This window comes from Sandaracinaceae bacterium (assembly GCA_016706685.1).
Taxonomy (GTDB): Bacteria; Myxococcota_A; Polyangia; order Polyangiales; family Houyiibacteriaceae; genus JADJJE01.
Genome location: JADJJE010000050.1, coordinates 97,189 through 122,846, shown reverse-complemented (window position 1 = coordinate 122,846; position 25,658 = coordinate 97,189). Strand labels below are relative to the sequence as shown.

General features: G+C 72.0%; 22 protein-coding genes. 9 read left to right on the top strand and 13 right to left on the bottom strand.

The window, feature by feature from the left end; all coding sequences use genetic code 11:
• The first annotated feature begins 20 nt into the window (after positions 1 to 20).
• Positions 21 to 2,147, top strand: coding sequence for a hypothetical protein (locus IPI43_30600; GenBank protein ID MBK7778411.1), 2,127 nt, complete (start codon positions 21 to 23; stop codon positions 2,145 to 2,147).
• Positions 2,148 to 2,618: 471 nt separating this feature from the next.
• Here the strand turns inward: IPI43_30600 and IPI43_30595 are convergent, their stop codons facing one another.
• Positions 2,619 to 3,620: a phytanoyl-CoA dioxygenase family protein gene (locus IPI43_30595; protein ID MBK7778410.1), complete on the bottom strand. Its 1,002-nt coding sequence runs from the start codon at positions 3,618 to 3,620 to the stop codon at positions 2,619 to 2,621.
• 68 nt (positions 3,621 to 3,688) lie between these two features.
• Between IPI43_30595 and IPI43_30590 the strand changes: the two genes are divergently transcribed.
• On the top strand, positions 3,689 to 4,906 hold the full coding sequence (locus IPI43_30590) for a GGDEF domain-containing protein (GenBank protein MBK7778409.1): 1,218 nt from the start codon (positions 3,689 to 3,691) through the stop codon (positions 4,904 to 4,906).
• Here IPI43_30590 and IPI43_30585 read toward each other — a convergent pair.
• The 3 genes from IPI43_30585 to IPI43_30575 form a co-directional block, all read right to left on the bottom strand.
• Positions 4,822 to 6,198, bottom strand: coding sequence for an APC family permease (locus IPI43_30585; GenBank protein ID MBK7778408.1), 1,377 nt, complete (start codon positions 6,196 to 6,198; stop codon positions 4,822 to 4,824). The two genes, IPI43_30590 and IPI43_30585, sit on opposite strands and share 85 nt — an antisense overlap.
• Before the next feature lie 164 nt (positions 6,199 to 6,362).
• Positions 6,363 to 6,917, bottom strand: a complete 555-nt coding sequence (locus IPI43_30580) for a GNAT family N-acetyltransferase (GenBank protein ID MBK7778407.1) — start codon at positions 6,915 to 6,917, stop codon at positions 6,363 to 6,365.
• Positions 6,901 to 7,173 carry a hypothetical protein gene (locus IPI43_30575; GenBank protein MBK7778406.1) on the bottom strand — a complete coding sequence of 91 codons (273 nt, stop codon included), beginning with the start codon at positions 7,171 to 7,173 and terminating at the stop codon, positions 6,901 to 6,903. The genes IPI43_30580 and IPI43_30575 overlap by 17 nt, the downstream gene beginning before the upstream one ends.
• A 167-nt stretch (positions 7,174 to 7,340) precedes the next feature.
• Between IPI43_30575 and IPI43_30570 the strand changes: the two genes are divergently transcribed.
• Together IPI43_30570 and IPI43_30565 are read left to right on the top strand one after the other, a co-directional pair.
• On the top strand, positions 7,341 to 7,979 hold the full coding sequence (locus IPI43_30570; protein ID MBK7778405.1) for a hypothetical protein: 639 nt from the start codon (positions 7,341 to 7,343) through the stop codon (positions 7,977 to 7,979).
• The gene (locus IPI43_30565) at positions 7,976 to 8,449 is read left to right on the top strand and encodes a hypothetical protein (protein ID MBK7778404.1); all 474 of its coding nucleotides are present in this window, start codon (positions 7,976 to 7,978) and stop codon (positions 8,447 to 8,449) included. The genes IPI43_30570 and IPI43_30565 overlap by 4 nt, the downstream gene beginning before the upstream one ends.
• 230 nt (positions 8,450 to 8,679) lie before the next feature.
• On the opposite strand, the gene IPI43_30560 is transcribed toward IPI43_30565, so the two are convergent.
• Positions 8,680 to 10,191 (bottom strand): MFS transporter, encoded by a 1,512-nt coding sequence (locus IPI43_30560; GenBank protein MBK7778403.1) that lies wholly within the window; start codon positions 10,189 to 10,191, stop codon positions 8,680 to 8,682.
• A 133-nt stretch (positions 10,192 to 10,324) separates the two neighbouring features.
• Between IPI43_30560 and IPI43_30555 the strand changes: the two genes are divergently transcribed.
• The 3 genes from IPI43_30555 (at position 10,325) to IPI43_30545 (ending at position 14,406) form a co-directional block, all read left to right on the top strand.
• Positions 10,325 to 11,224: a LysR family transcriptional regulator gene (locus tag IPI43_30555; GenBank protein MBK7778402.1), complete on the top strand. Its 900-nt coding sequence runs from the start codon at positions 10,325 to 10,327 to the stop codon at positions 11,222 to 11,224.
• Complete coding sequence (locus tag IPI43_30550; GenBank protein MBK7778401.1) at positions 11,221 to 12,555, top strand: MATE family efflux transporter; 1,335 nt, start codon at positions 11,221 to 11,223, stop codon at positions 12,553 to 12,555. The genes IPI43_30555 and IPI43_30550 overlap by 4 nt, the downstream gene beginning before the upstream one ends.
• A 975-nt stretch (positions 12,556 to 13,530) precedes the next feature.
• Positions 13,531 to 14,406, top strand: coding sequence for a formylglycine-generating enzyme family protein (locus IPI43_30545; protein ID MBK7778400.1), 876 nt, complete (start codon positions 13,531 to 13,533; stop codon positions 14,404 to 14,406).
• On the opposite strand, the gene IPI43_30540 is transcribed toward IPI43_30545, so the two are convergent.
• Genes IPI43_30540 through IPI43_30505 form a run of 8 tightly spaced genes read right to left on the bottom strand, consistent with a single transcriptional unit; the run spans position 14,363 to position 22,642 of the window.
• Positions 14,363 to 15,988 (bottom strand): hypothetical protein, encoded by a 1,626-nt coding sequence (locus IPI43_30540; GenBank protein MBK7778399.1) that lies wholly within the window; start codon positions 15,986 to 15,988, stop codon positions 14,363 to 14,365. The genes IPI43_30545 and IPI43_30540 overlap by 44 nt on opposite strands.
• Positions 15,989 to 16,030: 42 nt before the next feature.
• Positions 16,031 to 16,771 carry a hypothetical protein gene (locus tag IPI43_30535; protein ID MBK7778398.1) on the bottom strand — a complete coding sequence of 247 codons (741 nt, stop codon included), beginning with the start codon at positions 16,769 to 16,771 and terminating at the stop codon, positions 16,031 to 16,033.
• A 34-nt stretch (positions 16,772 to 16,805) separates the two neighbouring features.
• The gene (locus IPI43_30530; GenBank protein ID MBK7778397.1) at positions 16,806 to 18,662 is read right to left on the bottom strand and encodes an MFS transporter; all 1,857 of its coding nucleotides are present in this window, start codon (positions 18,660 to 18,662) and stop codon (positions 16,806 to 16,808) included.
• Positions 18,659 to 19,426 carry an HAD family hydrolase gene (locus IPI43_30525; GenBank protein ID MBK7778396.1) on the bottom strand — a complete coding sequence of 256 codons (768 nt, stop codon included), beginning with the start codon at positions 19,424 to 19,426 and terminating at the stop codon, positions 18,659 to 18,661. The genes IPI43_30530 and IPI43_30525 overlap by 4 nt, the downstream gene beginning before the upstream one ends.
• Before the next feature lie 48 nt (positions 19,427 to 19,474).
• On the bottom strand, positions 19,475 to 20,113 hold the full coding sequence (gene cobO / locus IPI43_30520) for a cob(I)yrinic acid a,c-diamide adenosyltransferase (GenBank protein MBK7778395.1): 639 nt from the start codon (positions 20,111 to 20,113) through the stop codon (positions 19,475 to 19,477).
• Positions 20,110 to 21,588 (bottom strand): cobyric acid synthase, encoded by a 1,479-nt coding sequence (locus IPI43_30515; protein ID MBK7778394.1) that lies wholly within the window; start codon positions 21,586 to 21,588, stop codon positions 20,110 to 20,112. Before IPI43_30515 ends, cobO begins: the two co-directional genes overlap by 4 nt.
• A gap of 33 nt (positions 21,589 to 21,621) precedes the next feature.
• Positions 21,622 to 22,128, bottom strand: coding sequence for a hypothetical protein (locus IPI43_30510; protein MBK7778393.1), 507 nt, complete (start codon positions 22,126 to 22,128; stop codon positions 21,622 to 21,624).
• A gap of 40 nt (positions 22,129 to 22,168) precedes the next feature.
• Entirely contained in the window at positions 22,169 to 22,642 is a 474-nt protein-coding gene (locus tag IPI43_30505) for a hypothetical protein (protein ID MBK7778392.1), read from the bottom strand.
• 50 nt (positions 22,643 to 22,692) lie between these two features.
• Between IPI43_30505 and IPI43_30500 the strand changes: the two genes are divergently transcribed.
• Both IPI43_30500 and IPI43_30495 read left to right on the top strand, forming a co-directional pair.
• Positions 22,693 to 22,899, top strand: coding sequence for a hypothetical protein (locus IPI43_30500; GenBank protein ID MBK7778391.1), 207 nt, complete (start codon positions 22,693 to 22,695; stop codon positions 22,897 to 22,899).
• A 57-nt stretch (positions 22,900 to 22,956) separates the two neighbouring features.
• Positions 22,957 to 25,653, top strand: a complete 2,697-nt coding sequence (locus IPI43_30495) for a hypothetical protein (GenBank protein ID MBK7778390.1) — start codon at positions 22,957 to 22,959, stop codon at positions 25,651 to 25,653.
• Positions 25,654 to 25,658 lie beyond the last annotated feature (5 nt).

The window sequence follows — 25,658 nt, the reverse complement described above, 5'->3', positions numbered from 1 at the left end:
GCATCGCGTACCGTATCGAAATGAGCCTCCTGCCGCATCGACCGTCCACCGCCATCGCACTTTTCGCCCTCTCGTGCTGCGCCCACCTCGGTTGCGGCAACAGCGCGCCGACCACGGGCAGCTTCGAGCTGAGCGACGGCACCTCCGTCGTGGTCGCGGACGACGGCGCCATCACCATCCTGGCAGGCGCCCACACACTCTTCCACGCGCGCGCGGCCGGCATCGCCGCAGTGGCCAACACCACCAGCACGCGCTCGCTCTTCGGCGGCTACGACTTCGTGGACAGCGAGGACGCGCGCGCCACGCTGGACCAGATCACGGGCATCACCAGTGACGAGGCGGGTGTGCACATCGCCCTTCGGGCCAGCGAGCAGCGCGACGTGCGCGGCACGCTCGACGTGAGCGTGGTGGAGGCCGGCGAGCGCACGCGCGCGCGGCTGGTGCTCACGGGGCTGCCGGACTTCACCACCACCGAGCTGCGCCTCTCTTGCGACGAAGACGCCACGTTCCTGGGCTTCGGCGCGCAGTACAACGCCACCGACCAGCGCGGCGAGGCGTTCGACTTGTTCGTGGAAGAACAGGGCATCGGGCGCACCGGCGGCCTGCCGCTCATGGGCAACGCGCACAGCACCTACTTCCCGGTGCCCTACTGGCTGGACGCGCGCGGCTTCGGCGTGGCGCTCGAGACCGAGGCGCGCGTCTCGGTGGACGTGTGCGCCGACGACATGGAGGTGATGCGCGTGGAAGTGCACAGCGCACAGGCGGCCGACCTGGTGCTGCTGCACGGCCCGAGCGCGCGCGACGTCATCCGCGAGGTGGGCGACCACTTCGGCCGCTCGCAGTCGCCCCCTGCGTGGGGCTTTGGTCCGTGGGTGGGCATCCAGGGGGGTACGGATGACGTGCTGGCCGAAGCCGACGCGCTCGAGGCCGCGCAGGTGCCCTTCACCGCGCTGTGGGCGCAGGACTGGACGGGGAAGCGCGAGTTCGTGACCTCGGGGGAAGACGTCGGCGTGCAGTATCGCTGGACCGCCGACGACGTGCTCTACCCCGACCTCGCCGGCATGATCGAGACGCTGCACGGGCGCGGCATTCGCTTCCTGGGCTACGCCAACCCGTTCGTGCAGCTGGACCTGTCGGACCACGCCGCGGACATGATCGAGCAGGGCCTCGTCGCGCTCGATTCCGATGGAGCACCGTACGAGTTCACGTCTCCGGCCGCGAGCCGCGCGGTCTCGCCGGACTTCACCAACCCGGCCACGGGCGAGTACATCAAGGGCTTCCTGCGCGCGATGATCACCACCTACGGCATGGATGGCTGGATGGCGGACTTCGGCGAGTGGGCGCCCATCGACGCGGTGCTCAGCACCGGGCGCGACCCCATGCTGGCGCACAACACCTTCCCCACCGAGTGGCACCGGCTCTCGCGCGAGGTCTTCGAGGAAGAGCGCCCCGACGGCGACTGGGCCGTGTTCACGCGCTCGGGCTGGGCGGGCGAGCAGGGCGTGGCGCAGATCGTGTGGATCGGCGACCAAGAGGCCGACTTCCTGCCCAGCGACGGCCTGCCCACGGTGGTGCCGGCCATGATCAACCTGGGGCTCACGGGCATGCCCTTCGTCACGCACGACATCGCGGGCTTCAGCGGCGGGCCCAGCACCAAGGAGCTCTGGCTGCGCTGGTGCGAGCTGGGCGCGTTCACGCCCATCATGCGCACGCACGAGGGCCTCAAGCGCTCGCTCAACTGGAACTGGGACGGCGACGCCGAGACCACCGCGCACTTCCGGCGCTTCGCACGCATCCACGAGCTGCTCCTGCCCGAGCTCATGGCGCTGGCCGCCGAGGCCGCCAACACCTCGCTGCCCATGCTGCGGCACCTCACGCTGGTGTTCCCGGGCGACGACGCGAGCCGCACCGTGGCCGACCAGTTCATGCTGGGCGACACGCTCTTGGTGGCGCCCGTGGTCGCCGAGGGGGCCACCACCAAGCAGGTGTATCTGCCGCCCGGCACGTGGTTCCACGTGTGGACGGGCGACATGCACACGGGCGGGCAGACCGTCATGGTGGATGCGCCCATTGGCCAGCCGCCCGTGTTCTCGCTGGGGGTGGACCGGGCCGACCTGCGCGCCGTCAGCGACGCGCTGCTGCCTTGAGCGACGTGGCCGTCGGCGTCATCGCCTGTCGATCCGACACATCTCGCCAGGGTGCCGATTGGCCTTGCTGCAAGGGCCTGTGGGCACCCCCGGCTGGAAGCCGGGGGCAGCAGACCAGGCCTGGGCGACCTGAAAGTCCGCCCTTTGGGCGGACTAAGTGGCGGTGAAGTTGGGGGCCGTTCTACCAAGGGTACTCGGACACATTCAGTCCGCCCTTTGGGCGGACTGGGTGGTCGACAATGGGGTGTGGTCTACCGAGGGTGGCCGGACGCTGTGTCTGAGTACCCTTGGTAGGGCAAACCCTGCTGCCAGCCATCTAGTCCCCGCAGGGGACTTTATGCCGATCCAAGCCTGGTTTGCTGCCCCCGGCTTCCAGCCGGGGGTGCCCATGGAGCCTTGCAGCAAGGCCAATCGGCCTCCTCGCGAGATGTGTAGAATGATCAGGCTTCAGCTGTGGGTGCCCCATGACCCTCAGCGCCGGGCCTGCTGCTGCTTCTTCTTCGCCACCGCGCCGCGCACCTTCATGATGCCGTCGAACACCTTCATGTACGCGTTGGTGGCGGTGCTGGCGTCCTTCGGCTGGTAGTCGTCCACCACGTAGGGGACGTACATGCTGCGGCGCAGGCTGCGGGCGCCGTCGTAGGGCGAGCCCTTCACGCGGTGCCACATGCGGCCGTCGTGCACGGTGAGGTCACCGGGCCAGGTCTCCACCATGACCTCGCGCGGGTCGTCGTCGTTGCTCACGAAGTGCACCTTGTGGAACACGGTGTCCCAGGCGCTCTGCGTGTGCGTGCGCGGGATCACGCGCAGGCCGCCGTCTTCGGGGCGGATGCGGTCGAAGTGGAAGCCCACGTTCAGCATGGGACCGGGCATCTCGCGGTTGTAGAACACGTCGCGCAGGGCGTCGGTGTGCCACGCCAGATCCGGACGCAGGCTGCCCGGCAGGTTGACGTAGCGGTTGAAGACCACGCCGTCCTTCTCGCGCGTGCCGATGCGGGCGTGCTCACCGATGAGCCGGCGGATGGGCTCGAAGCGCGCGTCGGTCACGAAGGACTCGAGCCACTCCGAGTAGTACGAGGAGAAGCCCATGCGCTGCAGGAAGGGCTTGCCGTCCGCGCCGGTGCCGAACCACACGGGCACGCCGCAGATGGACTCGATGCCCTCGGCCAGCAGCTTCTGCTCCACCCGGTCCACCTCGTCGAGCACGCGGGCGACCTCGGCCGCCGTGGTCACGCGCGCGAACACGATGCAGCCGTTGACCTGCAGGAACGCGTACTGCGTGGGCGTGATGGTCTCGCGCAGCTTGAAGCGCGTGCCGATGGGGAGCTCGCTGGCCAGCTTGCGCGCGTCCAGCGGCGGCAGGGTCAGCAGGTCCGACTCGTCGAGGGGCGGCACCTCGTCGTCGAAGACGCTCGGGTCGGGCATGTGGCGCGAGGTTCGCGCGGTGTCGGTGTTCGGGCTGGTGGCGTTCATGACGGGCCGCAGGATAACAGAGCGCGGGCTCCGCCGATCACGCCCTCGCTGTGGCGCAGAGGTACGGAATGCGCCCACATTCGCCACGCTGCAGAGCGCGCTGGTATGCTCCCCGCCTGTCCTCCGAACCACAGCTCCGCGACCGCTCCCTGGCCGAGCGCTGCTTCGCGGTCCAGGCGCTGGTCGTCCCTTTCCTGGTGGTCTACTGGGGCGTGTGCCAGTACGTGCTTCACGCCGAAGCGCTGCGCTGGGTGTTCGACATGCGCGTGCTGCGCGTCACGCAGTCCATCCTCATCGGCTATGCCATCGTCTGGGGTGCGCTCATGGCGCTCACCGTCGGCATCATCCGTCGCGGCTTCCGTGGCCCCACGTGGCTGGGCCACCTCACGGTGCAGCTCTACGCGCTCCCCAACTTGTACGCCGCGTACCTGCTGGGGCCCGTGACCAGCCCCTTCCTGGTGGTGCTGCTGGGCAGCGGCCTGCTGGGCCTGCTCATCTTCCCGCCGCGCATCGCGTGGACGGCTGTGGCCACGGTGGCCATCGGCTTGGTGGTGCCCGAGGTGGCGCGCCTCGCGGGGATCATCCCCTATGCGCCGTTGCTGTACTCGTCGCCGCACGACGACCCGAACGTCACCCACTTCTGGTCCGGGCTCATGTGGTTCATCGTGGCGTCGGTCAGCATGCTGCTCATGACGCTGTTCCACCTGCTGCTCCAGGACCTGCGGGCACGCGAGGCTGCGCTCAGCGCCATGACGCGCACCGACGCGCTCACGGGGCTCTACAACCGGCGGCACTTCATGGAGCACCTCACGCGCGAGCACGGGCGGTCAGCGCGCTACGGTCGGCCGCTGAGCTGCATCATGATCGACCTCGACCACTTCAAGCGCATCAACGACGAGCACGGCCACGCGGTGGGCGACATCGTGCTCAAGGAGACGTCCAGGCGCCTGAGCCTGGCGCTGCGCGCCACCGACATGATCGCGCGGCTGGGTGGCGAAGAGTTCGGGGCGCTGCTGCCCGACACGGACATCGACGGGGCAGAGAACGTGGCCGAGCGCTGCCGCGAGCTGGTGGGGGCCACCCCCGTGGTCATCGAGGGGCGCCCGCAAGTGAGCGTCACGGCCAGCTTCGGCGTGGCGGTGCTGGACACCGCCATCATGCCGGGCCCGGAAGACCTGCTGCGCGCGGCCGACACGGCGCTCTACTCGTCGAAGGGGCGCGGGCGAAACCGCGTCTCAATCTCCGACGCTGGGCTCGACTCCTTCCACTCCGATCCCGTCGGCTGACAAGCGCTCGGTGAAGCGGCGCCGGCTGAGCACCAGGCGGTGCGCGCCGAACGACAGCGCGAACACGCCGATGCCCAGCAGCGGAAGCGCGGCCTTCCACGTGTCGTCTTCGGTGCGCACGGCCGTGACGGTGCGCGCGATGGACATGACCACCACGAACAGGGCCAGCACGAGATAGGTGGCTGGCAGCGCGGGGTAGCCGAGCGCGCGGTAGCTGGTGGGCGCGCCGTGCCGGCGACGCAGCAAGAACAGCGAGACCACGGCCATGGCACCGATGAGCAGCATGGCGATGCTGGTGAGCTCGAGCAGCAGCTCGAACGAGCCCGTGAGCAGCAAGAGGCTGGCGAACGCGCCTTGCAGCACCAGCGCGCGCTCGGGGCTGTTGCCCACACCGGCAGGCGCATGGCCACGGCGATGCGACCGCCGGCCAGCACCGACCCGTTGAGCGAGCCGAGCAGGGTGATGGCGATGAGCGACGCGATCACGACGCGGATGGCCTGCACGTCGAACAGCGCCGCCGTGGCGATGCCGGCGTCCGAGGCGGCGGCCAGGCCGTCCATGCCCAGCACCGACGCGTACGCGGCGCACACCACCATGTAGAGCGCCGTCACCAGCGCCGTGCCGCCCAAGAGGCCTAGCGGAAGCGTGCGCTCGGGGTGGGCGATCTCACCGCCCACGTAGGCGATGGCGTTCCAGCCGGAGTACGCGAAGTAGATGACCACCAGCGCGTGCCCCACGGCGGCGGCCGTGATGGGGGCGTGCCGTGCGGGCCCGCTGATGGGCTCGGCCGCGGCGCCGCTGGTGATGGCGAAGCCTGCCATGGCGATCATGGCCACCAGCGGGATGGCAGTGGTCCAGACCTGCAGCACGGTGGCCGCCTTGGCGCCGCGCAGATTCACGGCCGTGAGCAGCACGATGAACACCAGGCCCAGCACGCGGCCGCTGTCGATGGACGTGCCCGCGAACAGCGTGAAGCGCGCCGGCACGGTGACGCCCAGGAAGCCCAGCAGGCCGGGCAGCTGGTCGGTGGCCAAGATGGACGCCAGCGTGGCGATGCTGCCCGCGAAGACGCAGGAGAACAGCATGAAGCCCGTGGCGAAGCCGGCCGACGGACCCAGCGCCTCGCGCACGAAGACGTAGTCGCCGCCGGCCCGCGGGTAGCGCGCGCCCAGCTCGGCGTAGGCCGAGGCGCCCGCCAGCGCGAACAGGCCGCCCAGCAGCCACACGGCGAAGAACGCCCACGGCTCGTTGAGCAGCTGCGCCACCACGGGCGGGCTCACGAAGATGCCCACCCCAGCATGGAGCCCGCCACGATGGACAAGGCCCCGAGGGGTCCGATGACGCGGCGCATCGAGCCGTGCTGGTCAGCGTCGGAGGTGGGCAAGCAGTCTAGGCGGGGGACCGAGGAGGGCCGAACCGTACTCCCTGCTGGGTGCGTTGACAAAGTGGCGGCCGCTCAACCGGCTGGCGGGTCCGCAGGCTTTGGGACTGCGGCGAGCTCCAGGAACATGGGAACTGGCTCGGGTCTGTCGCCAAGGCCCCCTTGGCGGTGTTCGAGCTCCTGGAAGCCAAGCGTCTTGTAGAAGCCGATCGCCTCCGGTTTTGCGTCCACCACGATCCCGACGCAGCCCAGGTCATCGGCCATCCGCCACGCGAGGGTGAAGACGGCTCTCAGCAGCGCCCTGCCGACGCCGGCGCCCTGGGCCTGATTCGAGACGGCCAAGCGCGCCAGGCGCAGCACGGGGAGTGGATACGCAGGCAGACGCTTCCTCGCCTTCTCCGGCAACAAGCCCACCTCGAGCTGCGCCGCGCTCACGGTCACGAAGCCGACGATGCGCCCTCGGGTGAGAGCCACCCAGGTGGTCCCGACGTGGTGTCGGAATTGGTTCTGACCGGCAAAGCGCTGAAAAAAGCGGTCGAGATCGACGTTGCCCGACTGGAACCCCGACCGGTCATCCGTGGCGAGCAGCCGCCGCACGACGAGCGGCTGCGAGTCAGCCCGGGACGTCATCGCCGTCATCACCGGCCATCAGGGCTCGCATGGCCGCTGTCGGCTTCTGCGGGCTCGCGAGCGCTTTGGCGACACGCCGCGCGGAGGCCTCCGTGAGGGTGATGCGGCCCGGGATCACGACGTCGCTCGGCAGCTCACGCAGGGCGAGGAGGTGATGGAGCAGTGCCTCCTCGATGACGTAACCCTTCTTCAGGCCGTGAGCCTCGGTGGCCTCGTCCAGCAAGGCGCGGGTCTCTTCGGAGACGTAGGCGGATATCTGAACTTGGCGAGCAGTGCCATCTAGACCTCTACGAAAATGTAGAGGTTGCTCGGGGGGGCGTCAATGGCTTGCGTCGCACGGGGTCTGCGGGACGGCGCTGATTTTCGTGATCGAACTGATAGCTCCGCGCACTACCTCGGCAACGTTCTCTCTGGAGGTTGCTCGTGACGCGCGTTCTCTCTGTGTTCCTGATTGCTTTCGGTCTCGTGCCCGGCTGCGGAAGCGGCGCGGTGGACATGACTCCCGACAGTGCCGTGGCCATCGACGGGGGCGGTGGGATGGACGATCAGGGCGGTGGGATGGACGACCAGGGCACCGGCCTGGACGCCGAGACGCCCGACGACATGGGGGCGGACGCCGGGACGCCCGACGACGTGGGCGTGGACGCGGGGCCCGAGACCGACCAGGGCTTCGACGCGGGCCTCGCTCCGCTGGGGGCGTCGTGCTCCGATGGCGGCGAGTGCGACAGCGGCTTCTGCGCGGACGGCGTGTGCTGTGACGGAGCCTGCGACGGCGGGTGCGAGCGGTGCAGCGTGAGCGGCGCCTGCTTCATCGAGGGCGGAGGCAGCGGGGTGGTGGAGTGCCGCGCGAGCGCGGGGGTGTGCGACGTGGCCGAGTTCTGCGACGGCACGGACCCCGAGTGCCCTCCCGATGAGTTCACCGTGGAGGGACCATGTGCCTGCCCTTCGCCTGCTCCGGCGCGGGACCGGCGTGTCCCACCAGCTGCAGCAGCCAGGCGGAGTGCGGCAGCGGTACCACCTGCGTGGGTGGGAGCTGCATCGACGCGCGCGTCGTCTTCGTGAGCAGCGTGGCGACCAACGGCAACCTGGGTGGCATCGCGGGTGCTGACGCGTTCTGTCAGGGGCTGGCCGACAACGCGGGGCTCGGCCGCACGTTCCGCGCGTGGATCTCGCTGACCACCAACGCGGCCTCGTCGCGCATCACGCCCGCCACGGTTCCCTACGTGATGCTGGTGGCGGGACAGCCCGCCGTGGTGGTGGCCGACAACTGGGCCGACTTCACGGACGGAACGCTGGACACCGCCATCGTTCGCACCGAGACCGGCGACTTCGTGACGCAGGACTTCGCTTGGACCAACACCCTCACCGCTGGAAATGCGCCGCACGACGTGGCCACCTGCGAGGGGTGGACGGCGAGCGACAGCGGCGAGATCGGCATCGTGGGTATGACCACGGGCGTCGACAGCACCTGGTCGTTCGCGCTGAACCGCGCCTGCGACTCGCAGTACTCGGTCTACTGCGTGGAGGAGTAGACTCGCGGGCTCACGATGCAGCCCACACCCAACAAGCTCCCGCTCACGCCCACCGCTCGCACGGCGGTCATGTTCCTGGCTCTCGGCTTGTTCGTGGGCTGCTGCAGCTGCCTGGGGCGGGGGTTCACGATCTTCAACTGGCTGACCTGGCCGCACATGCAGGCGGTCTACGTGGGCAGCGCGGGGACCAGCTCCAGCCGCTCGGGCGGGGCCGTCAGCTGCGAGCGCCGCTACCAGCAGCTCGGCGCCACGGACGGACGCACGTGGTCGCAGAGCGCGCCGTGCTTCGTGCTCATCGGTCCGCGGGCCGATGAAGGGGAGGTGGTCTCTCTCGCCATCCAGCCCAACGGTGGGCCGCAATGCGTGTCCGCCACCGAGGCCTTCGGGATGGGCTTCCTCGACCTGTTCGGGGTGCTGCTGCTCCTGGCCCTCCGAACAGGCCCAGCGGTGCTGCTCACGCTGCTGCGCCGCGGGACGCTGCGCGGGCCGCCGTCCTCATAGCGCGACGGTGAGGCCTGGCTGCGCGCCAACAGCGCCACACCGATGGCGCCCAGCACGGCCGCCAGCGCGAACGTGACGTGCATGCCCCGGGCAACGGCCTCTGGGGAGGCTGAGGTCACGTCGCTCGCGCCGGTGGCGGCCGCGAACACGGCGCCCATGGCGGACGCGCCCGTGATCAGGCCGAGGTTGCGCGACAGGCCGAGGGCTCCCGAGATGACACCCCGCTGCTGCGGTGCGGCGTCCCGCATGATCGCGGCGTTGTTCGCGGCCTGGAAGAGCGCGTAGTGCGCGGTGATGACGGCGATGGGCACCACGTAGCCCAGCACGTGCAGCGCAGCGGGCAGCACGGCCAGCGCGAGCGCTCCCGCGGTGACACCCATGAGGCCGGCTGCCGCGCTGCGCTGCGCCCCATAGCGGTCCACCCAGCGCCCCGCAGGCACACCCGTGAGCGCGGCCACGGCGGGCCCCACCGACATCACCAGCCCCACGTCCCGCGTGCCGAGCGCGAGCGCGATGGACAGGTAGAACGGCCCCACGATCATGGTGGCCATCAGCACCGCAGAGACCAGCAGGTTGGCTACCAGACTGGCGCGGAGGCGCGGGTCGCGGAACGAGGCCAGCATCCCCAGCACGTTGAATCGCACGCGCGCCTCGCTGGGCCTGGTCGGGTCCACCGGCAAGTAGCGCTGCACCAGCAGCAGGGCGGCCGCGCCGAGCGGGAGGTTCAGCAAGAAGATGGCGCGCCAGCCGGCCAGGTCGATGAGCAGGCCGCCGAGCGATGGGCCGAGCGCGGTCCCGATGGCCGAGGTGGTGCCGAGCCAGCCCATGGCGCGCCCCGTCTCGGTCTTGGGGACGAGCTCGGTCACGAACGCGACCGTCAGCGCCATCATGACGGCGGCCCCGAGGCCCTGCAGCACGCGCGCCGCGACGAGGACCGCGAGGGTGGGCGCGAGCCCGGCCAGCACCGACGCGGCCGTGAACAGCAGGAGGCCTGCGCGCAGGAGCCGCTTGCGGCCCAGCATGTCGCCCAGCCGCCCGGCCACCAGCAGCGAGCCGGTGATGGCGAACAGGTAGGCGAGCACCACCCACTGCACGGCGCCGAACGACGACGCGAGCTCCTGCACCAGCGTGGGCAGCGCCACGTTGGCGATGCTGGTGCCCAACGACGACAGCAACATGGAGAGCGCGAGGCCCAGCAGGGCGAAGCGGTTGGGGGTGGGCGAGGGGGGTGGTGTTGGCATGGTCTTCGGCGCCTCTCGGGGGGTGATGAGAGAAACCTAGACCCCCGCATGGCATGGCGGAACGCGCACGGGATGCACTCGACACGTGCGTTTGACGCCATGTCACCACTGCGCGGTGTGGTAGCCTCCGGGGGTGTCGCGACCGGATCTCAACCTGCTCACCACGCTCGACGTCCTGCTCACCGAGGGCAGCGTGGCGCGCGCGGCGGCGCGGCTGCAGCTCAGCCCGTCGGCCATGAGTCGCACGCTGGCGCGGCTGCGCGAGACCACCGGTGACCCGCTCTTGGTGCGCGCAGGTCGAGGCCTGGTGCCCACGCCGCGTGCGCGTGAGCTGCGCGAGCAGGTGGGCGCGGTGGTGCAGGCCGCCGAGGCGCTGCTGGTTCCGGCCGAGGCCATCCAGCCCGCGCAGCTTGACCGCATGTTCACGCTGCGCAGCGCCGAGGGCTTCGTGGAGACGTTTGGTCCCAGGCTCATCGAGCGCGTGGGCAGGGAGGCCCCGCGTGTGCGGCTGTGCTTTCTGCAGAAGCCGGACAAGGACAGCACCCCGCTGCGCAACGAGGCGGTGGATCTCGAGACGGGCGTGGTGGTCAAGACGACCGGGCCCGAGGTGCGCGCCCAGGCGCTGTTCCGCGACCGCTTCATCGGCGTGGTGCGCGCCGGGCACCCGCTGGCCAAGGGCAGGGTGACCGCGTCTCGCTACACACGCGGCCGGCACGTGGCGGTGTCACGCCAGGGCAGGGCAACGGGCATCGTGGACGACGCGCTGCTCGCACACGGGCTCGAGCGCGACTCCGTGGCCATCGTGGGCGGCTTCGCCACGGCCATCGCCTTGGCGCGGTCGTCGGACCTGATCGCCACGGTGCCCGAGCGCCACACCGAGGGCCTGCGCGTGGGCATGCACGCCTTCCGGCTGCCCTTTCCCATGGCCGACATCACGGTCTCGCTGCTGTGGCACCCGCGCATGGACGCGGACCCGGGGCATCGCTGGCTGCGCGGCATCGTTCGGGACGTCTGCGGCGCGCGCCTGCCATGAGCGCCGACCTGCCGACCCGTCGAGACGTCCTCGCGCTCGCGTGGCCCGTGGTGCTGGCCAACATCGCCTCGCCGCTCCTGGGGCTGGTGGACACGGCGGTCATCGGGAACACCGGGGCGGTGCACGCGCTCGGCGCCATCGCGCTCGGGGCGCTGCTCTTCAACTTCGTGTTCTGGAGCTTTGGCTTCCTGCGCATGGGCACCACCGGGTTCACGGCACAGGCGCTCGGCGCGGGAGACCACGCGGAGGTGCGCGCGGCGTTGGCTCGGGCGCTGGCGCTCGCGGTGGTCCTCGGCGTTGCGCTGCTGGCGCTGCAGTGGCCCATCGGCCAGCTCGCGTGGCGCCTGTTCGACGCCAGCCCCCAGGTGGAGGCGTCCGCGGCGCAGTACTTCGCGGTGCGCATCTGGGGGGCCCCGGCGGCGCTCTCGCTCTTCGCGGTGATGGGGCACCTGATCGGCAGCGGGCAGACGCGCACGCTGCTCGCGCTCCAGGTGCTCATGAACGGGGTCAACGCGGGGCTGAGCGTGCTCTTCGCAGGGGCGCTGGGCTGGGGCGTGGCCGGCATCGCGCTCGGCACGGTGCTGGCCGAGTGGGTGACCCTCGGCGTGGCCCTCACGGTGGTGTTGAGGCGGCTCGCCCGCGAGCGGGTGGATGGCGAGGCTTTCTTGCCCATGGCGCGCGTGACCGACCGGCGCCGCTTGGCCGAGACGCTGCGCGCCAACGGCGACATCTTGATCCGGACGTTCACGCTTCTGCTGGGGTTCGCGTGGTTCACCAACCAGGGCGCTGCGTTCGGCGACACCACGCTCGCGGCCAACCACATTCTGCTGCAGCTCATCAGCTTCAGCGCGTTCTTCCTGGACGGCTTCGCGTTCGTGGCCGAGTCCTTCGTGGGGCGCGCCATCGGCAGTGCTCGGCGCGACCTGTTCGTTCACGCGGTCCGCCGCACCAGTGAGCTGGCGCTCGTCACGGCGCTGGGGCTCGCCATCGCGGTCGCCTTCGGGGGCGGTCACGTGATCCGTGCGCTGACGGACTTGCCCAGCGTGCGTGAGCAGGCGCAGGTCTTCCTGCCGTGGTGCGTGGCCTACGTGCTGCTCTCGGTGGCGGCCTTCCAGCTGGACGGTGTGTTCATCGGGGCCACCGCCACGCGCGACATGCGCAACGCCGCGCTGGTGTCGGCTGCGGCGTTCATCGCGGGGGGAACCGTGCTGGTGCACCTCTTGGGCAACCACGGCCTGTGGCTGGCCTTCGTGGGCTACGTGGTGGTGCGCGCGCTCACGCTGCTGGTGCGGTACCCGGCGGTGCGTCGCCGGGCAGCGCTCGCCGGTTGAGGCGGATGCCAGAAGGGACCAAGAGGAAGGAAAGGCCGCCCCCCCCCCCAAAACCCAACAACCCCCCCCCCCCCCCCCCCCCCCCCCCCCCCCCCCCCCGGCAACCACCAACACCCGGCCCCCGCCCCCCCGCCCCCCCCCCCCGCGCCCGCAAAACCCCCCCCCCCCCGGCGCCGCCCCCCCCCCCCCCCCCCCCCCGGCCCCCCGCCCCCCCCCCCCCCCCCCCCCCGCCCCGCCGCCAACCCCGCGCGAGCCCTTCGTGGGGGCCCGGGGGCCCGCCGGGTGCGGGGGCCCGGCCGGCGGCGCCGAGGGGCCCCGAGGGCCGACCAGCAGCCCGGGAGCCGGTCCGGCCCGGGGAAGCCTCCGTCCGCGCGCCTTTTGCCCGTGTTTGCTCCCACCCGGGGCAAAAGCCGGCAGGCCGGGGGGAGGGAGGAGGGGGGGGGCCCCCCCCCCCTGCCCCCCCCCCTCGACGGGAAGGCGGCGGCCCGCCCCGCCCCCGGGGCGTGCGGGAGACCGCCGCCGCCCGGAGGAGCAGCCGCCGGTGCCTTGCCTGGGGCCCGCCCCCCCCCCCCCCCCCCCCCCCCCCCGCGGCCCCGGGCCGCCGGGGCCGCCGGGCCGGCCGCCCGGCCCGGCGGCCCGGCCGGCCGGGGCCGCCGCCGGGGCCCCCCCCGGCTCCCCCCTGCGGAGCCGCTTCTTTGGGGTTGTTTCTCCCGCGACGCGGGGTTGGCCTCTGGGGGCCCCGGGCGGGCCGGCCCCGCGGCGGCGGCCCCGCCCCCCGCCGCCCCCCAGCCCGCACCCCCCCACCGGGTCCCGCCACCCCCACCAGCCCCCTCCTGGGTCCGCCGCCGTTGCTTAAAAGGACGGCCGCGCTGCCGAGGTTCGGGGCGCGACAGACGGCCCGCCTCAGCTATGGTGTGCCCCGTCATGCTCCACCGCCGCGCTCCCTCTCGCTCGCGTCTCTGGCTAGCTTTTCGTGTGGGCGTCTGCCTCACGGTGCTGGCCGTCATCGGCTCGGCGCTGGCCCCCGAGACGCGCGGACAAGCAGCATTCACTCCGCGCCCTTGCGCCAGCGCTCCCGCCGGCATGTCTTGCGTCACCGGCGCGTCGTTCGTGATGGGCGTGGACACCGACGACCACGTCTGCGATCAGCCGGGCAACTCGGACCGCGCGCCTACCACCACGCCGGCGCATCGCGTGGAGGTGAGCACGTTCTTCATGGACACCACCGAGGTGACCAACGGCGCCTACCAAGCGTGCGTGCGCGCTGGTGACTGCCCGCGGGACGGCCCCCGCTACCGCGACTTCTCGGCGCCCACGCAGGCCATCACGGGGGTGAGCTGGTTCAGCGCGCGGGCGTTCTGTGCGGCGCAGGGCAAGCGCCTGCCCACCGAGGCGGAGTGGGAGCTGGCGGCGCGCGGCCCGCAGAGCGAGACGCACCCGTGGGGCAACCAAGAGGCCGACTGCACGCTGGCCATCATCCGTGACGGGACGGGCCGCTCTTGCGGGCGCCGTCAGCGCAGCAGCCGCCCCACGTCGGGCCGCGTAAACGAAGTGGGCGCGCGCCCCGCCGGCCGCTACGGCCTCTACGACATGGCGGGCAACGCCGAAGAGTGGGTGGCCGACTGGTGGTCACCCACATACGCGGCGTGCGGCGCCGCGTGCCAGGGCCGCGACCCGAAGGGCCCGTGCGCCGGCGCCGACGAGTGCCCCGGCCACAACCGCCGCGTGGTGCGCGGAGGCTCGTGGTACTGGCCGGCGTCGCACGCCACGGGCTACCACCGGCGCCGTCACATGCCGGACAACCGGCTCATTCATCACTTCGGGTTTCGCTGCGCCAAGGACCTGCCCTGAGGGAGTCGCGCCTACCAGGGAGGTCCTGCGGGCGCGGGACACGCGCACGATCGGCCCGCCCTCCCCCCCCCCCCCCCCCCCCCCCCCCCCCCCCCCCCCCCCCGCCCCCCCCGGCCCCCCGCCCCCCCCCCCCCCCCCCCCCCCCCCCCCCCCCGGGCCGCCCCCCCCCCCCCCCCCCGGCCGCCCCCCGCCGCGGGGCCCGCCCCGCGCCCGGGGGCCGCGAGCCTGGGCCCATTCGCCCCCGCCGCGGCGCCCCCCCGCTCCCCCCGACCCCCGCCCGGGCCGTGGCTGCCACTGCGGGTGCAGCCACGGGCGCTGCGGGCGGGGTCCACAGCGCGGCCAGCGGGTGGCCCTCGGGCACTGGTGCGATGGTGGGCGTGGGGCCGCTCGGCTCGCCGATGATCTCGGACAGGCCGAAGAGGTTGGTGGCGCTGCGCTCACGCACCAGCAGGGTGCGCACGCTGTCGATGGACGAGCGCTGCATCATGCGGATGGCGTGCGGCCCGCTCTCGATGCTGTAGTGGTAGTTGGGCTCGCCGTCGGGGTGCGGCAGGTTCGAGTGGAACGTGCGCAGCAGCACCGAGCGGTCGTCGAACGGCTGCGCCATGATGTTGCGGCGGTAGGTGGGCCCGAACTCGAAGTAGGTCTCGGCGTTGGACACGTAGAGCAGGCGCACGGGCAGGTTGGCGCGGCGCGCGGCCAGCGCCAGGTCCAGCATGGCCAGGTCGGCGGTGAGGTCGCCGCGAATGGGGAACACGCGCCCCTCGGCCACCAAGCCGCGCACGAACTCGTACTGCGCCGCGTCGGTGATGTAGGTGGGCACGCCGCGCTCGGTGTAGCGCCGCCGAATCATGCGCATGGACTCGAACAGGTGGCGCCCCGCGTTGCGGGCCGTGCGGGCCAGCGAGTCCACGTCGGGCGAGCTCGCGTAGTGCGCGCGCACCAGCGCCTCCAGCGCGTCCACGTTCGCCTCGTCGAAGGCAGCCATGAAGGCCTCGGGCGTGGCGTGCGCCAGGAACACGGCGGCCACCACGCGGTGTGTCGCGGTGATCTCGCCGTCGAAGTCGAGCGGCACCAGGATCTCGGGGCGCGCCCAGCCGGCCAGCAGGTAGAGCTGGTCGCTGCCCACGCCGGACATCACGCCGCCCAGGTTGGCCACGCGCTCACGGTAGACCCAGTGGGAGAGCTCGTTGGTGCGGTAGTAGTGGCTCGAGCGAATGATGGCGCGCGGGGCCGGGTCCGGGCGCATGGCCTCGAAGTGGGCGCGCACCTCGGGCGCGAGCGGACCGTGCGCGCGGGCCACAGCGGGGGCGGCGGGGGCCTCGGCGGCGGCGGCGCCACCATCGACCGCTTCGGCGGCGGGCTCCACGGCAGCGGCGGCAGGCGCGGGGTCAGCCGCGGTGGGGTCCGGGGTGTCGGCTCCCTCGGCGACGGCTGGCACGCTCGGCGTGCTGGGGACTGCCCCTCCGCTCGGGCCCTCGGGGCTGCCGGCTTCGGACGAGCCGCAGGCTTGTGCCAAGGGCGAAAACGAGATCAGGAGGAGGCTGAGGAGAGCCCGCCGAAGGCCCTGCGCGGTGAACATGGGCGGGAGTGTAGCTATCCGGCCGAGAGAGGACAGTCGGCGCTAGGCCTCGCCCTCGCGTGCCTCCCGTGCAGGCGCTTCATGCCCCCTCTCCGCCGACTCGGCCGCCGTGTCGCTCGCGGCCTCCACCTCCACGCGCACGCGCGAGCCGCTCGTCGCCTCCAGCCGGTGCTGCGCCGCCACGTCCAGGAGCGCCGCGAACGTGCCGCTGTGCTTGGCGCGACCCTCGCGCGCGCGCTTGGCGGTGAGCTTGCGCATCCCGAGGCCCGCGCCGAGCATGAGCGTGGGCACCACCCACAGCGCGTGCAGCGGCGAGCCGATGCCGTTGTGCGCCATGTCCAGGATGATGCCGATGGCCGGCAGCCCACCGAAGAGCCCGCCCAGCCACGCCCCCGACAGCGTACTGGCGCGCAGCATGGTGAGGTCCGTGCTCAGCTTCAGGTGGGTCGTGTCGCCCTCGCACGTGAGCGAGAACGTGGGGCCCACGCCCGCGCGCACCGTGCCTTTGAGCGTGCTGCCCACCTGCGCAACGTCCACCGCCAGCCGCTCCTTCAGCAGCGCGGCGACGGCCTCGTAGCCCTGCTCGGTCAGCCGGTACGGGAGCACGTGCTCCTCCTCGAACACCAGCGGCTCGCCCACCAGCTTGTCGGGCCCAGCCGCTCCCGCTGCGCTCCCGGGCGCCTCGCCGCGCAGCCGCGCCACCTGCTCGTTGGCCGTGGCCAGCTCGCCTTCCAGCTTCTCCACCTGCGCGCGCAGCGTCTCGGTCTCGTCGCGGTACGTCACGGGGGGATTGGTACCACGAACCGCTAGTGCCCGGTCAGACTTGTGGTTGGATGGAGTCTGAGGGCGCAGCGGCGCGCGCGCCCGGCTTGGCGTTCCAGATGCGCAGGCACAGCACGAAGCCCAGCACCGCGAACGGCAGCAGGAACCACGGCCAGTAGGACCAGCTCTCGCTCGTGAGGTAGCCGAGGCACACCGACTGCAGCGCGGTGCCCAGGTACACGAAGCCGTCGATGACGCCCACCGCCGTGGCCGCGCCCTTGCGCCCGCCGAAGTCCATGGTGGCCGTGCCGGACAAGAGGCCGTGCGTGCCGATCACGCAGAGGCTCATCATGAACACTAGGCCGCCCAGCCAGAAGGGGCTCATGGGCAGCTCGGGGCGCGCGCTCAAGAGGCGGAGGTCACCGGCGCGCTGCGCGGGGCGCGGGTCCGGCAGCTGCAGCGAGAGCTCGGCACCGTCACGCAGCACGCGCGCGGGGATGGGGCGCTCGGCCGCGAGCGAGGCGTTGGGCACGCCGCCGCTGGTGCGGCACTCGCAGCGCTCGGCGTCCCACGCGCTGTCGCGGCACACGGGCTCCCAGCAGGCCACCGCCGCGCGCACGTCGGACCATGCTTGCAGCTCGCTCACGCCGGCGATGGCCAGCACGCGGTCTCCCGCGCGCAGCCCCGAGTCTTCGTCCGCGCTGGCCACGAGCGTGTCCGGCACCGCGAGCGCGAAGGCCATGGCCAGCGTGAGCAGCGCGAGCAGGGCGTACAGCCCCGCGGCGGCCGGCCCGCGTCGGCTCTGGAAGAACAGGTCCGACACCCAGCCCGCCACGTTGCCGCCCAGCACGCCGGCGATCATCAAGAGCCCGCCCCAGCCCGCCTGCACGAAGGGCGCCAAGAACGCGAGCCCCGCCAGGGTGGCGTACATGCCGCGCCGGCCGCTCGCCGCGCGCGCCGCGAGGGCACCCGAGATGGCCGCGGCCACGAAGCAGGCCAGCACCCAGCGCAGGTCGGTCCACTCGCCGAAGCGCAGCGTGTGCGTGGGCGGCAGCACCCAGATCTCGCCCACGTAGATGGGGAACCAGTGCATCACGCCGTTGCGCACCACGCCCGTGCACAGCTCGATGAAGGCCACCGTCAGCAAGATGGGGTTGGTGAGGATGCGGCGGAAGAGCTGCATGGTGGGCACGGGCAGGTCGTCGTCGCCGCTCGAGGCGTCGCCCGTGTCGAAGTCCGCGTGGCCCGCTTGGCCCGGGCGGTCGCGCAGCAGGAACAGCTCACCCAAGAAGGCGAGGGCCAGCAGCACGCCCGGCACCGCGAAGACCACCCACGCGCGCTCGGCCGTGGTGGACCCGGGCTGCGCCACCTCCACCAGGTCCAGCAGCCAGCCGTTCACGGTGAACGCCAGGAAGATGCCGCTCGAGATCATGGTCCCGAAGATGCCCGAGAAGCCGCCGCGCTCGCTCACGTGGAACCAGTGCGCGTTGACCTTCACGATGGAGACCGCGCCGTAGCTCTGGAAGTACATGTTCACGGCGTAGAGCGCGCTGAACACCAGCCGCAGCGGGGCCTCGGTGGGCGCCGCGCTGCTGAGCACGTGGTGCAGGTAGAGCCCCATCGCTGCGTTGGACACGCACGATCCGGCGAGCCCGATCAGCATGCCGCGCCGGCCTCCCACGCGGTCCACCAGCGGCCCGTTCACCAGGAACGCGAACGCGTAGGTCACGGTGCCTGCGCCGAAGATGAGCCCGAAGTCCTCCTTGGTCATGAGCTGACCGAGGTTGGTCTTGGCCACCGTCAGGTTGTAGCGGCCCATGTAGAGCAGCGCGTAGGCGAGGCCCAGCGGGAACCAGTTGAAGAAGCGCCGGCGCCGGAACGCCGCGCTGTGCACCGGCGGCGCGTGGCTCACACGAAGCCCTCGAAGTGCCGCACCATGCTCACGCCGGGCAGCAGCGGCGGCGGGTTGGGGACGCACTGCGTGTCCAGCCACACCACGTCGGCCTCGGGCAGCAGCTGCGCCGCCGTGTTGCAGTTGGCCGGCTCGTTGTCGAAGAACGCCACGGGCGTGCCCAGGCGCGCGAGCGAGGGCAGCACCCCGCGTTTGAACTCCTCGTCGCCCATCTTCACGTGCGGCTTCAGGATCACCTGCGTGCCCGCCACCGCGATGGGGAAGCGCTCGTCGCGCAGCTTCTTCACCGTGCCGCTCAGCATGCCCGGCAGGTCGCGCCCGGTGAGGTACACCAGGTTCGCGCCTGCGTCGTAGCAAGCCTGCGCATAGGCCACGGCGCCCGGCGAGGGCACGTCGTGGCGGATGTAGCGGTCCTTGAAGAAGCGCGCCCACCAGAACGAGCTGATGCGCTTGACCGCGCGCGGGTCCACCACGCCCACGCGCTCCACCGCGTCGGACACCAGGTAGCGCATGTCGTCCAGCTGCAGCTTGGTGAGGGCGTCGCGCAGCGGCTGCTCCGCGTCGGGCAGGCTCTCCGTGAACTCCCGCAGGATGGCCAGCGTGCGCGGCCGGTTGTCGAACAGGGTGGCGTCGAGGTCGAACACCACCACGGGAGCACCGGGGCCGGTGTGTTGCCGAACGCGCTCGAGCACGCGCTGCAGCGGCGCGGGGTCGTGCGGCAGGCTGGGGGGCTCGCTGTCGGGGCTGGTCCTGGGCGCGCTCACAGCGGCTTGTCTACCACAGCCCGCGTGACGTCCGGGTGAAATGCCGTTTCAGAACTCGATGCCGCGCATGGCCTTCACGCCCGCGTCGTAGGCGTGCTTCACCTTCACGAACTCGGTCACCGTGTCGGCCACCTCGATGAGCTCGGCCTTGGCGTCGCGCCCCGTGATGCACAGGTGCAGGTCGCGCGGCTTGTTGCGCACGGCTTCCACCACGGGCTCGATGGGCAGGTAGTCGTAGCGCAGGATGATGTTCAGCTCGTCCATGACGATGAGGTGGTACTTGGGGTCGGGCCCGCGGCTGGCCTCGATGGCGTCCACGCACACCTGCCAGCCCGCCTTGGCGGAGGCCACGTCCGCTGCGCGGTCCTGCGTGTTCCAGGTGAAGCCATCGCCCACGATGAAGTGGTCCACGCCCGGCAGGGTCTTGAGCAGCGCGCCCTCGCCCGTCTTCCACGAGCCCTTGGTGAACTGCACCACGCACACCCGGAAGCCGTTGCCCGCCGCGCGCAGGGCGAGGCCGAAGGCCGCCGTGCTCTTGCCCTTGCCGTCGCCCGTGTGCACCAGCGTGAGCCCGCGGCGCTCGGTCTTGCTGGCCACCTCGGCGTCTTGCTTGCGCTTCAGCTCGGCCATCTTCGCGTTGTGCTCGGCGTTGCGCTCTTCTTCGGTCTTCTCGGTGGTGTCGCTCATGGCCTCGGCACCATCGCACGCACGCGGTCCATGTCGAGCGCGGCGCTCACGTGGTCGGCCAGCGCGTCGTACATGGCCTCGCGAGGCGTGTTCGGTGGCGCTCCCGACACCGTCGCCGCTTGCCACGGCCCGCCCGGACGCAGCCACCGCAGCAGCGCGTGGCGTGTGCCCGCGTGGTCCAACAGCCCGTGCACCATGCTGCCCAGCACGCTGCCCGCCTGCGCCCCGTCGGGCTCGCCACCGTCCAGCACCAGCGCGGGCAGCACGCCCTCACGCGCCGGCCGCACGCGCCCGTGGTGCATCAGGTAGCCCCCGAGCGGGCCCGCCCCCAGCAGCGGGTGACGGCCCACCCCGGACACCCGCGAAACGCGCTTCTCGTGCTCGAAGTGCACCGTGATGGGCAAGAGCCCGAGCCCTGGCGTGACGCCCGGCGCGCCCTCCACGCCCTGCTCGTCATGGATGCTCTCGGCCAGCGCCTGACAGCCACCGCACAGTCCCAGAATGGGCTCGCCGCGCGCCGCGCGCTCGCGCAGCGCCGCGTCGAAGCCGTGCTCGCGCAGCCATGCGAGATCCGAGCGTGTGGCGCGGCTGCCCGCCAGGATCACCAGGTCGGCGCCGTGCACCTCGCGCGCGTTGTCGATGTAGCGCAGCACCACGCCCGGCTCGTCGGCCAGCGCCCGCAGCTCGTCGAAGTTGGACAACGCGGGCGTGCGCGGCACCGCGATCTCGACCTGATGCCGCCCCGCGCGTGGCACGCTCCCCGCCTGCCCCAGGCTCGCGCCGTCTTCTTCGGGCAGCCCGTGCCCGGCCAGGAATGGCACCACGCCCAGCAGCGGCAGCCCGCTGCGCTGCGTGAGCTCTGCGTTCGCGGGCGCGAGGCCGGCCGGGTCACCGCGAAACTTGTTGATGACGAAGCCACGCACGAAGCGCCGGTCGCTCTCGGACAGCACGCCCACGGTTCCGAGGAGCGACGCGTACACGCCGCCCCGGTCGATGTCGCCCACCAGCAGCACCGCCGCGTCGCACAGCTCGGCCACGTGCATGTTGGCCAGGTCCCACGCGCGCAGGTTGATCTCCGCGCAGCTGCCCGCGCCCTCTGCGATCACCAGGTCGTGCTCGCTGCGGAGCGTGCGGAGCGATTCGGCAATCAGCGCTGCGTGCGCCTCGTGCTCGCCGCGCACGCGCCGGTAGTCGTAGCGCCCCGCCGCGTGCCCGCCCACGATGAGCTGCGCCTCGCCCCCCGGCATGGGCTTCACCAGCAGCGGGTTCATCAACGCGGTGGGCACCACACCGGCGGCCTCCGCCTGAAAGCCCTGCGCCGAGCCGATCTCCTCGCCGGCCGGCGTGACGTAGGCGTTGAGCGACATGTTCTGCGCCTTGAACGGGGCCACGCGCCGCCCCTCCCGCGCGAAGGCACGGCACAGGGCCGTGACCAGCAGGCTCTTGCCCACGTCGGAGGCGGTCCCTTGGAGCATCAACACGGGGGCGAGGCGCGGCACGGCGGCAGCCTACAACGCGCGCGCCCGGTCTCGCACCCACACGGCCAGCGCCGCCACGAGGAGGAGCGCTGCGACCAGCCGCCAGTTCGCCAGCATGGCGCGGTGCCCTTGCTGGTGAACGCGAGGGAAGGGCTCGAACACCATGAACGTCACGAACTGCTCGGCGGAGTTGGCCGGGTACGAGACATGGAGGACGGGCGTTGCGTCGCGCAGCAGCACCGTCTCGCCGCTCGGGGTCTCGTACGTGGCCGCAATGTCGATGAGCGTGCCCTGGTTGTCGCCCTCGTGCACCGGCGTGGCGTCCACGCGCGTCCCGAACAGCAACAGCAACGCGAAGCTCCCCACCAGCGCGCTCAGCCCCAGCAGCGTGAGCCCCGACGCGACCGTCACGCGGCGCGCGCGTGCTCGGCGATGGATCCACACCGTGAGCGCGGTCCACGCGACCAGCAGCACCAACACCGCCGGGGCAGCCACCCACTTGGGCACGGGATCCACCAGCCACGCAGAGAAGGGCACGGACGCAGCGTACACGGCGCAGCCCGCGCACGACGGCGCATCACGGGCGCGGCGCGGACCAGGCCTCGATGGCGCCCGCCAGCCCACGTGCCCACGCGTCGTCCCGGTTCGAGCGCTTGGCCAGGATCTGCGCCCCACCCAGGATGTCGTTGGCGAACTCGCGCTGACGGCGCAGCGGCGAGAGCAGCATGAGGCCCGCCACGAACGCGCGCGCGGCGCTCACCCAGAAGCCCTCGCCGGGCAGCACCACCACGGCGCCCAGCAGGTGGTCCTCCACCGACTTGGTGGCCTCGCTGGCCTTCTTCTGGAACGCGCGGTCGGGCAGCGAGAGCATGGGCACCGCCAGATTGAACGCCCAGATGCCCGCGGGGTGGCGCAGCTTCAGCGTCGCGTTGGCGGCCATGGTCGCGTCCAGCGCCGCCACGTCCACTGGGCCGTGGAAGAACATCACGTGCACGTCATCGATGACGCACTGCCGCAAGCTGGGCGATGACTGGAGTTCTTGGACCACCACACGGGAAACGTACCACAGTATTGCAATCCCTCCTTATATGTATCCCAGGCGTGACGAGCGCCGTGAACAAGGGGCACGCTTCCTCCATGCGAGCGCGGCCGAGTCTGCGGGTGCGGTTGGGTGTCCTCTTCGCGCTGTGCTTCGGGTGCGCGAGCAGCACCCCGTCCGGGCCAGCCACCGCGGCTGCCCTGGTGCCGCTCGGCGCGGCCGCGAGTATGACGGACCCGCAGCTGCTGCAGCGCTTCTTCGGGCTCTGAGCGCAGGGCGTTGGCTGCGCTGGACGCGGACTCCGGATCGCGCGCACGCTTGCGCCCATGCGACAGCGTCCGAGCGTGTGGGTGGGTTGGGGTGTCCTCTTTGCGCTGCACGGTGCTGGGTGCGCGAGCAGCACGCCGCCACCGGCCGTGCCGGATCCGCAGCAGGAGGCTCAGGCCCCCGGGAGCTACTTGGTGAGCCAGGAGCTGCCCGCGCCCCAGCAGCGCGCGGCCGGCCCGGAGTCACCGGGCACGCCCGTCTTCTTGGCGGGGCACGACGCGTACCTCTTGCCGCCCGACATCTCGCCCGACGGGCAGCGCGTGCTCGTGGCCAGCAACGACGGCGCCGTGAGCGTGCTGGACTTGGCCAACGGAACCACGCGTGCCTCCCGGCGCGTGTGGGCCAGCCCTGCGCGCGGAGGCATCATGGATGCGCGCTTCGACGCTACGGGCACGCGCGTGCTGCTCACCGGCGACGGCCCGCCCTATGCGGACACGCTGTTCGTGTGGGACCTGCTGACCGACACGCTGGTGCCTGGGCAGGCGATGGGCACGCGCAGTGTCTCGCGGGCCACCTTCACGAGCGATGGCGCGTTCGTGGTGGCCACCGCGGGCGGGCTGTTGGAAGTACGCGACGCCGGCACGTTGGTCACGCGGCGCTCGTTGCTGCCGCGCGACGCGGGTGGGCAGCCGCTGCTGCCGGACTACGTGTGGGTGAGCCCCACCAGCACGCGCATGATCGCGGTGCGCGGCGTGTCCCTCGACTTCGACCGCGACCGGGCCGGCCGGGCGCTGCGCAACCCGCTCCGCTCGCTGCATCTGTACGACGCCGAGGGGGCGCTGGTGGCCGAGCTGCGCCCGGACGAGAGCGCACCGCCCGAAGACGAGCAAGTGGAGGAGGAGACGGAGCGCCGCGCGCCCGGGTTTCGCAGCTTCGGCTTTCGGCCCGGTGGCGGCCAGCTCGCCACGGTCACCGCTGCGGGCGTGCTTCAACTGCGGCACCCCGAGACCGGAACGCCGCTGCACGACGTGGCGCTGCCCGGCCGCGCGGTGGAGGCCTTCTGGACGCGCGGGGGCGAGCTCTTGTTGGTGCTCGATGGCGAGAATGACAACCACGTGCACTTCGTGGATCCCGCCAGCGGCGCGCGCGTGGCCAGCGTCACCATGAGCACCCCGCAGGCGTGGCCGTTCGACTCCATGCGGCAGGCCGATGGTAGCCTGCTCGTGTTCAGCGAGCGCGAGCTGGACGCGTTCTCGGGCACCGGCGAGCCGCAGCCGCACCCGCTCACGCCCTTCCGGGACATCACCGACGGCGGCGGCTGGACCGTGCGCGTCAGCGCGAATGGCGCGCGTGCGGTGGTGGTGCAGGAGCCCGTGATCCACACGCTGGACCTCGAGCGCGGCGTGACGCTGGCGCGGCGCGCGGTGACCACGGGGCCGCGCAGCGTGTGGGGCGCTGTGTTCGTGCCGGGCGGGGTGCTCATGACCACGCGCGAGAGCGGCGTGCTCTTCCGCGCCAACAGCGCCACGCGGGTGTACTGCGCCAGCGCGGGGGCCCGGCTTCGGGGGGAGGGCGCGAGCCTGCGCGTGGTGGGCGCGCGGGGCGTGTGTGGCCTCGATGACGCCGCCGCTCCCGCCACGGCGGAGGCCGAGCTCGGCTTGCGCATGTTGGTGCTGGCCGAGAGCGCCGATCGCACTACCCGCGTGGTGCTTGGCGATGCCGAGGTCACGGTGCAGGACGTTCGCACAGGGCGTGTGCGCATGCGTGTGCCCGCCGCCGATCGGTCCACGCCCGAGTGTCCCGAGTGCAACGTGCAGTACACGCTGTCGCCCGATGGCGCGCTCCTCGCGGTCTTCGACACCAGCGTGCCGCTCGCGGTCTTCGACACCCGCACGGGGCGACGCCTGGCGCGCCTCGAGAAGCCCGGACGCAGCGCGTCGTGGGTGGAGTGGAGCGCGGAGGGCAACGCGTTCGCGGTGCAGTGGAACCCCCTCTACGACGCCCAGGCTGCGGCCAATGGCGAGTCCCCCACCGCCGCGTTGGCGGCCTACGACCGCCGCGGGCGCGAGCTGCTCATGCTGCAGGGCAACCCCGAAGACCACACCGGCGGCATGGGTGCGGTGTTCACGTCCACTCATGCGGCGCTCTTCATCGGGTCACGCGCAAGCGTGGTGGAGCTGCGCCGCCGCACCGTCACCGCGCTCACGCTGTCTGGCGAGGGGCTCGTGGCCGACTGGCTGGGCACCACCCTGCGCCTCACCGTGACCACGGAGGAGGGCACCGAGCAGCTGCTCTTCGCCCCGGGCGCCACCACGCCCCACTTCCAGCACGAAGGCGCCGGTACCTTCACCGCCGACGCTCGCTTTGTGTTCCGCTGCCGTGAAGGCGAGCTCGAGCGCCTGAGCGTTGCAGACCTGACCCGCACCTCGTTCGGCCCGTGCATCGACACCGCGCTCTTCCCCAGCGACGACGCGCGCTTCGTGGCCATGCCCCAGGGCGACCACCTGCGCGTGGTGCGCGACGACGGAGTGTCCATCCGCTTGGCCGCGCTGAGTGACGACACCACCGTGACCGCCTTCGCCGTTGAGGAGGCCACCGGCCGCTTCACCACGCTCGGGACGCCCCTCGAGAACGAGCGCTACCGCTACCGGCAAGCCGGCCCGGCGATCAGCGCGCCGTTGGTGCGCGCGAGCGCAGCAGCAGGGCAGGTGGACGCGCAGCTGCTCGAGCGGTTCTTTGGAGCGGCGGCGCGCTGAGCGGG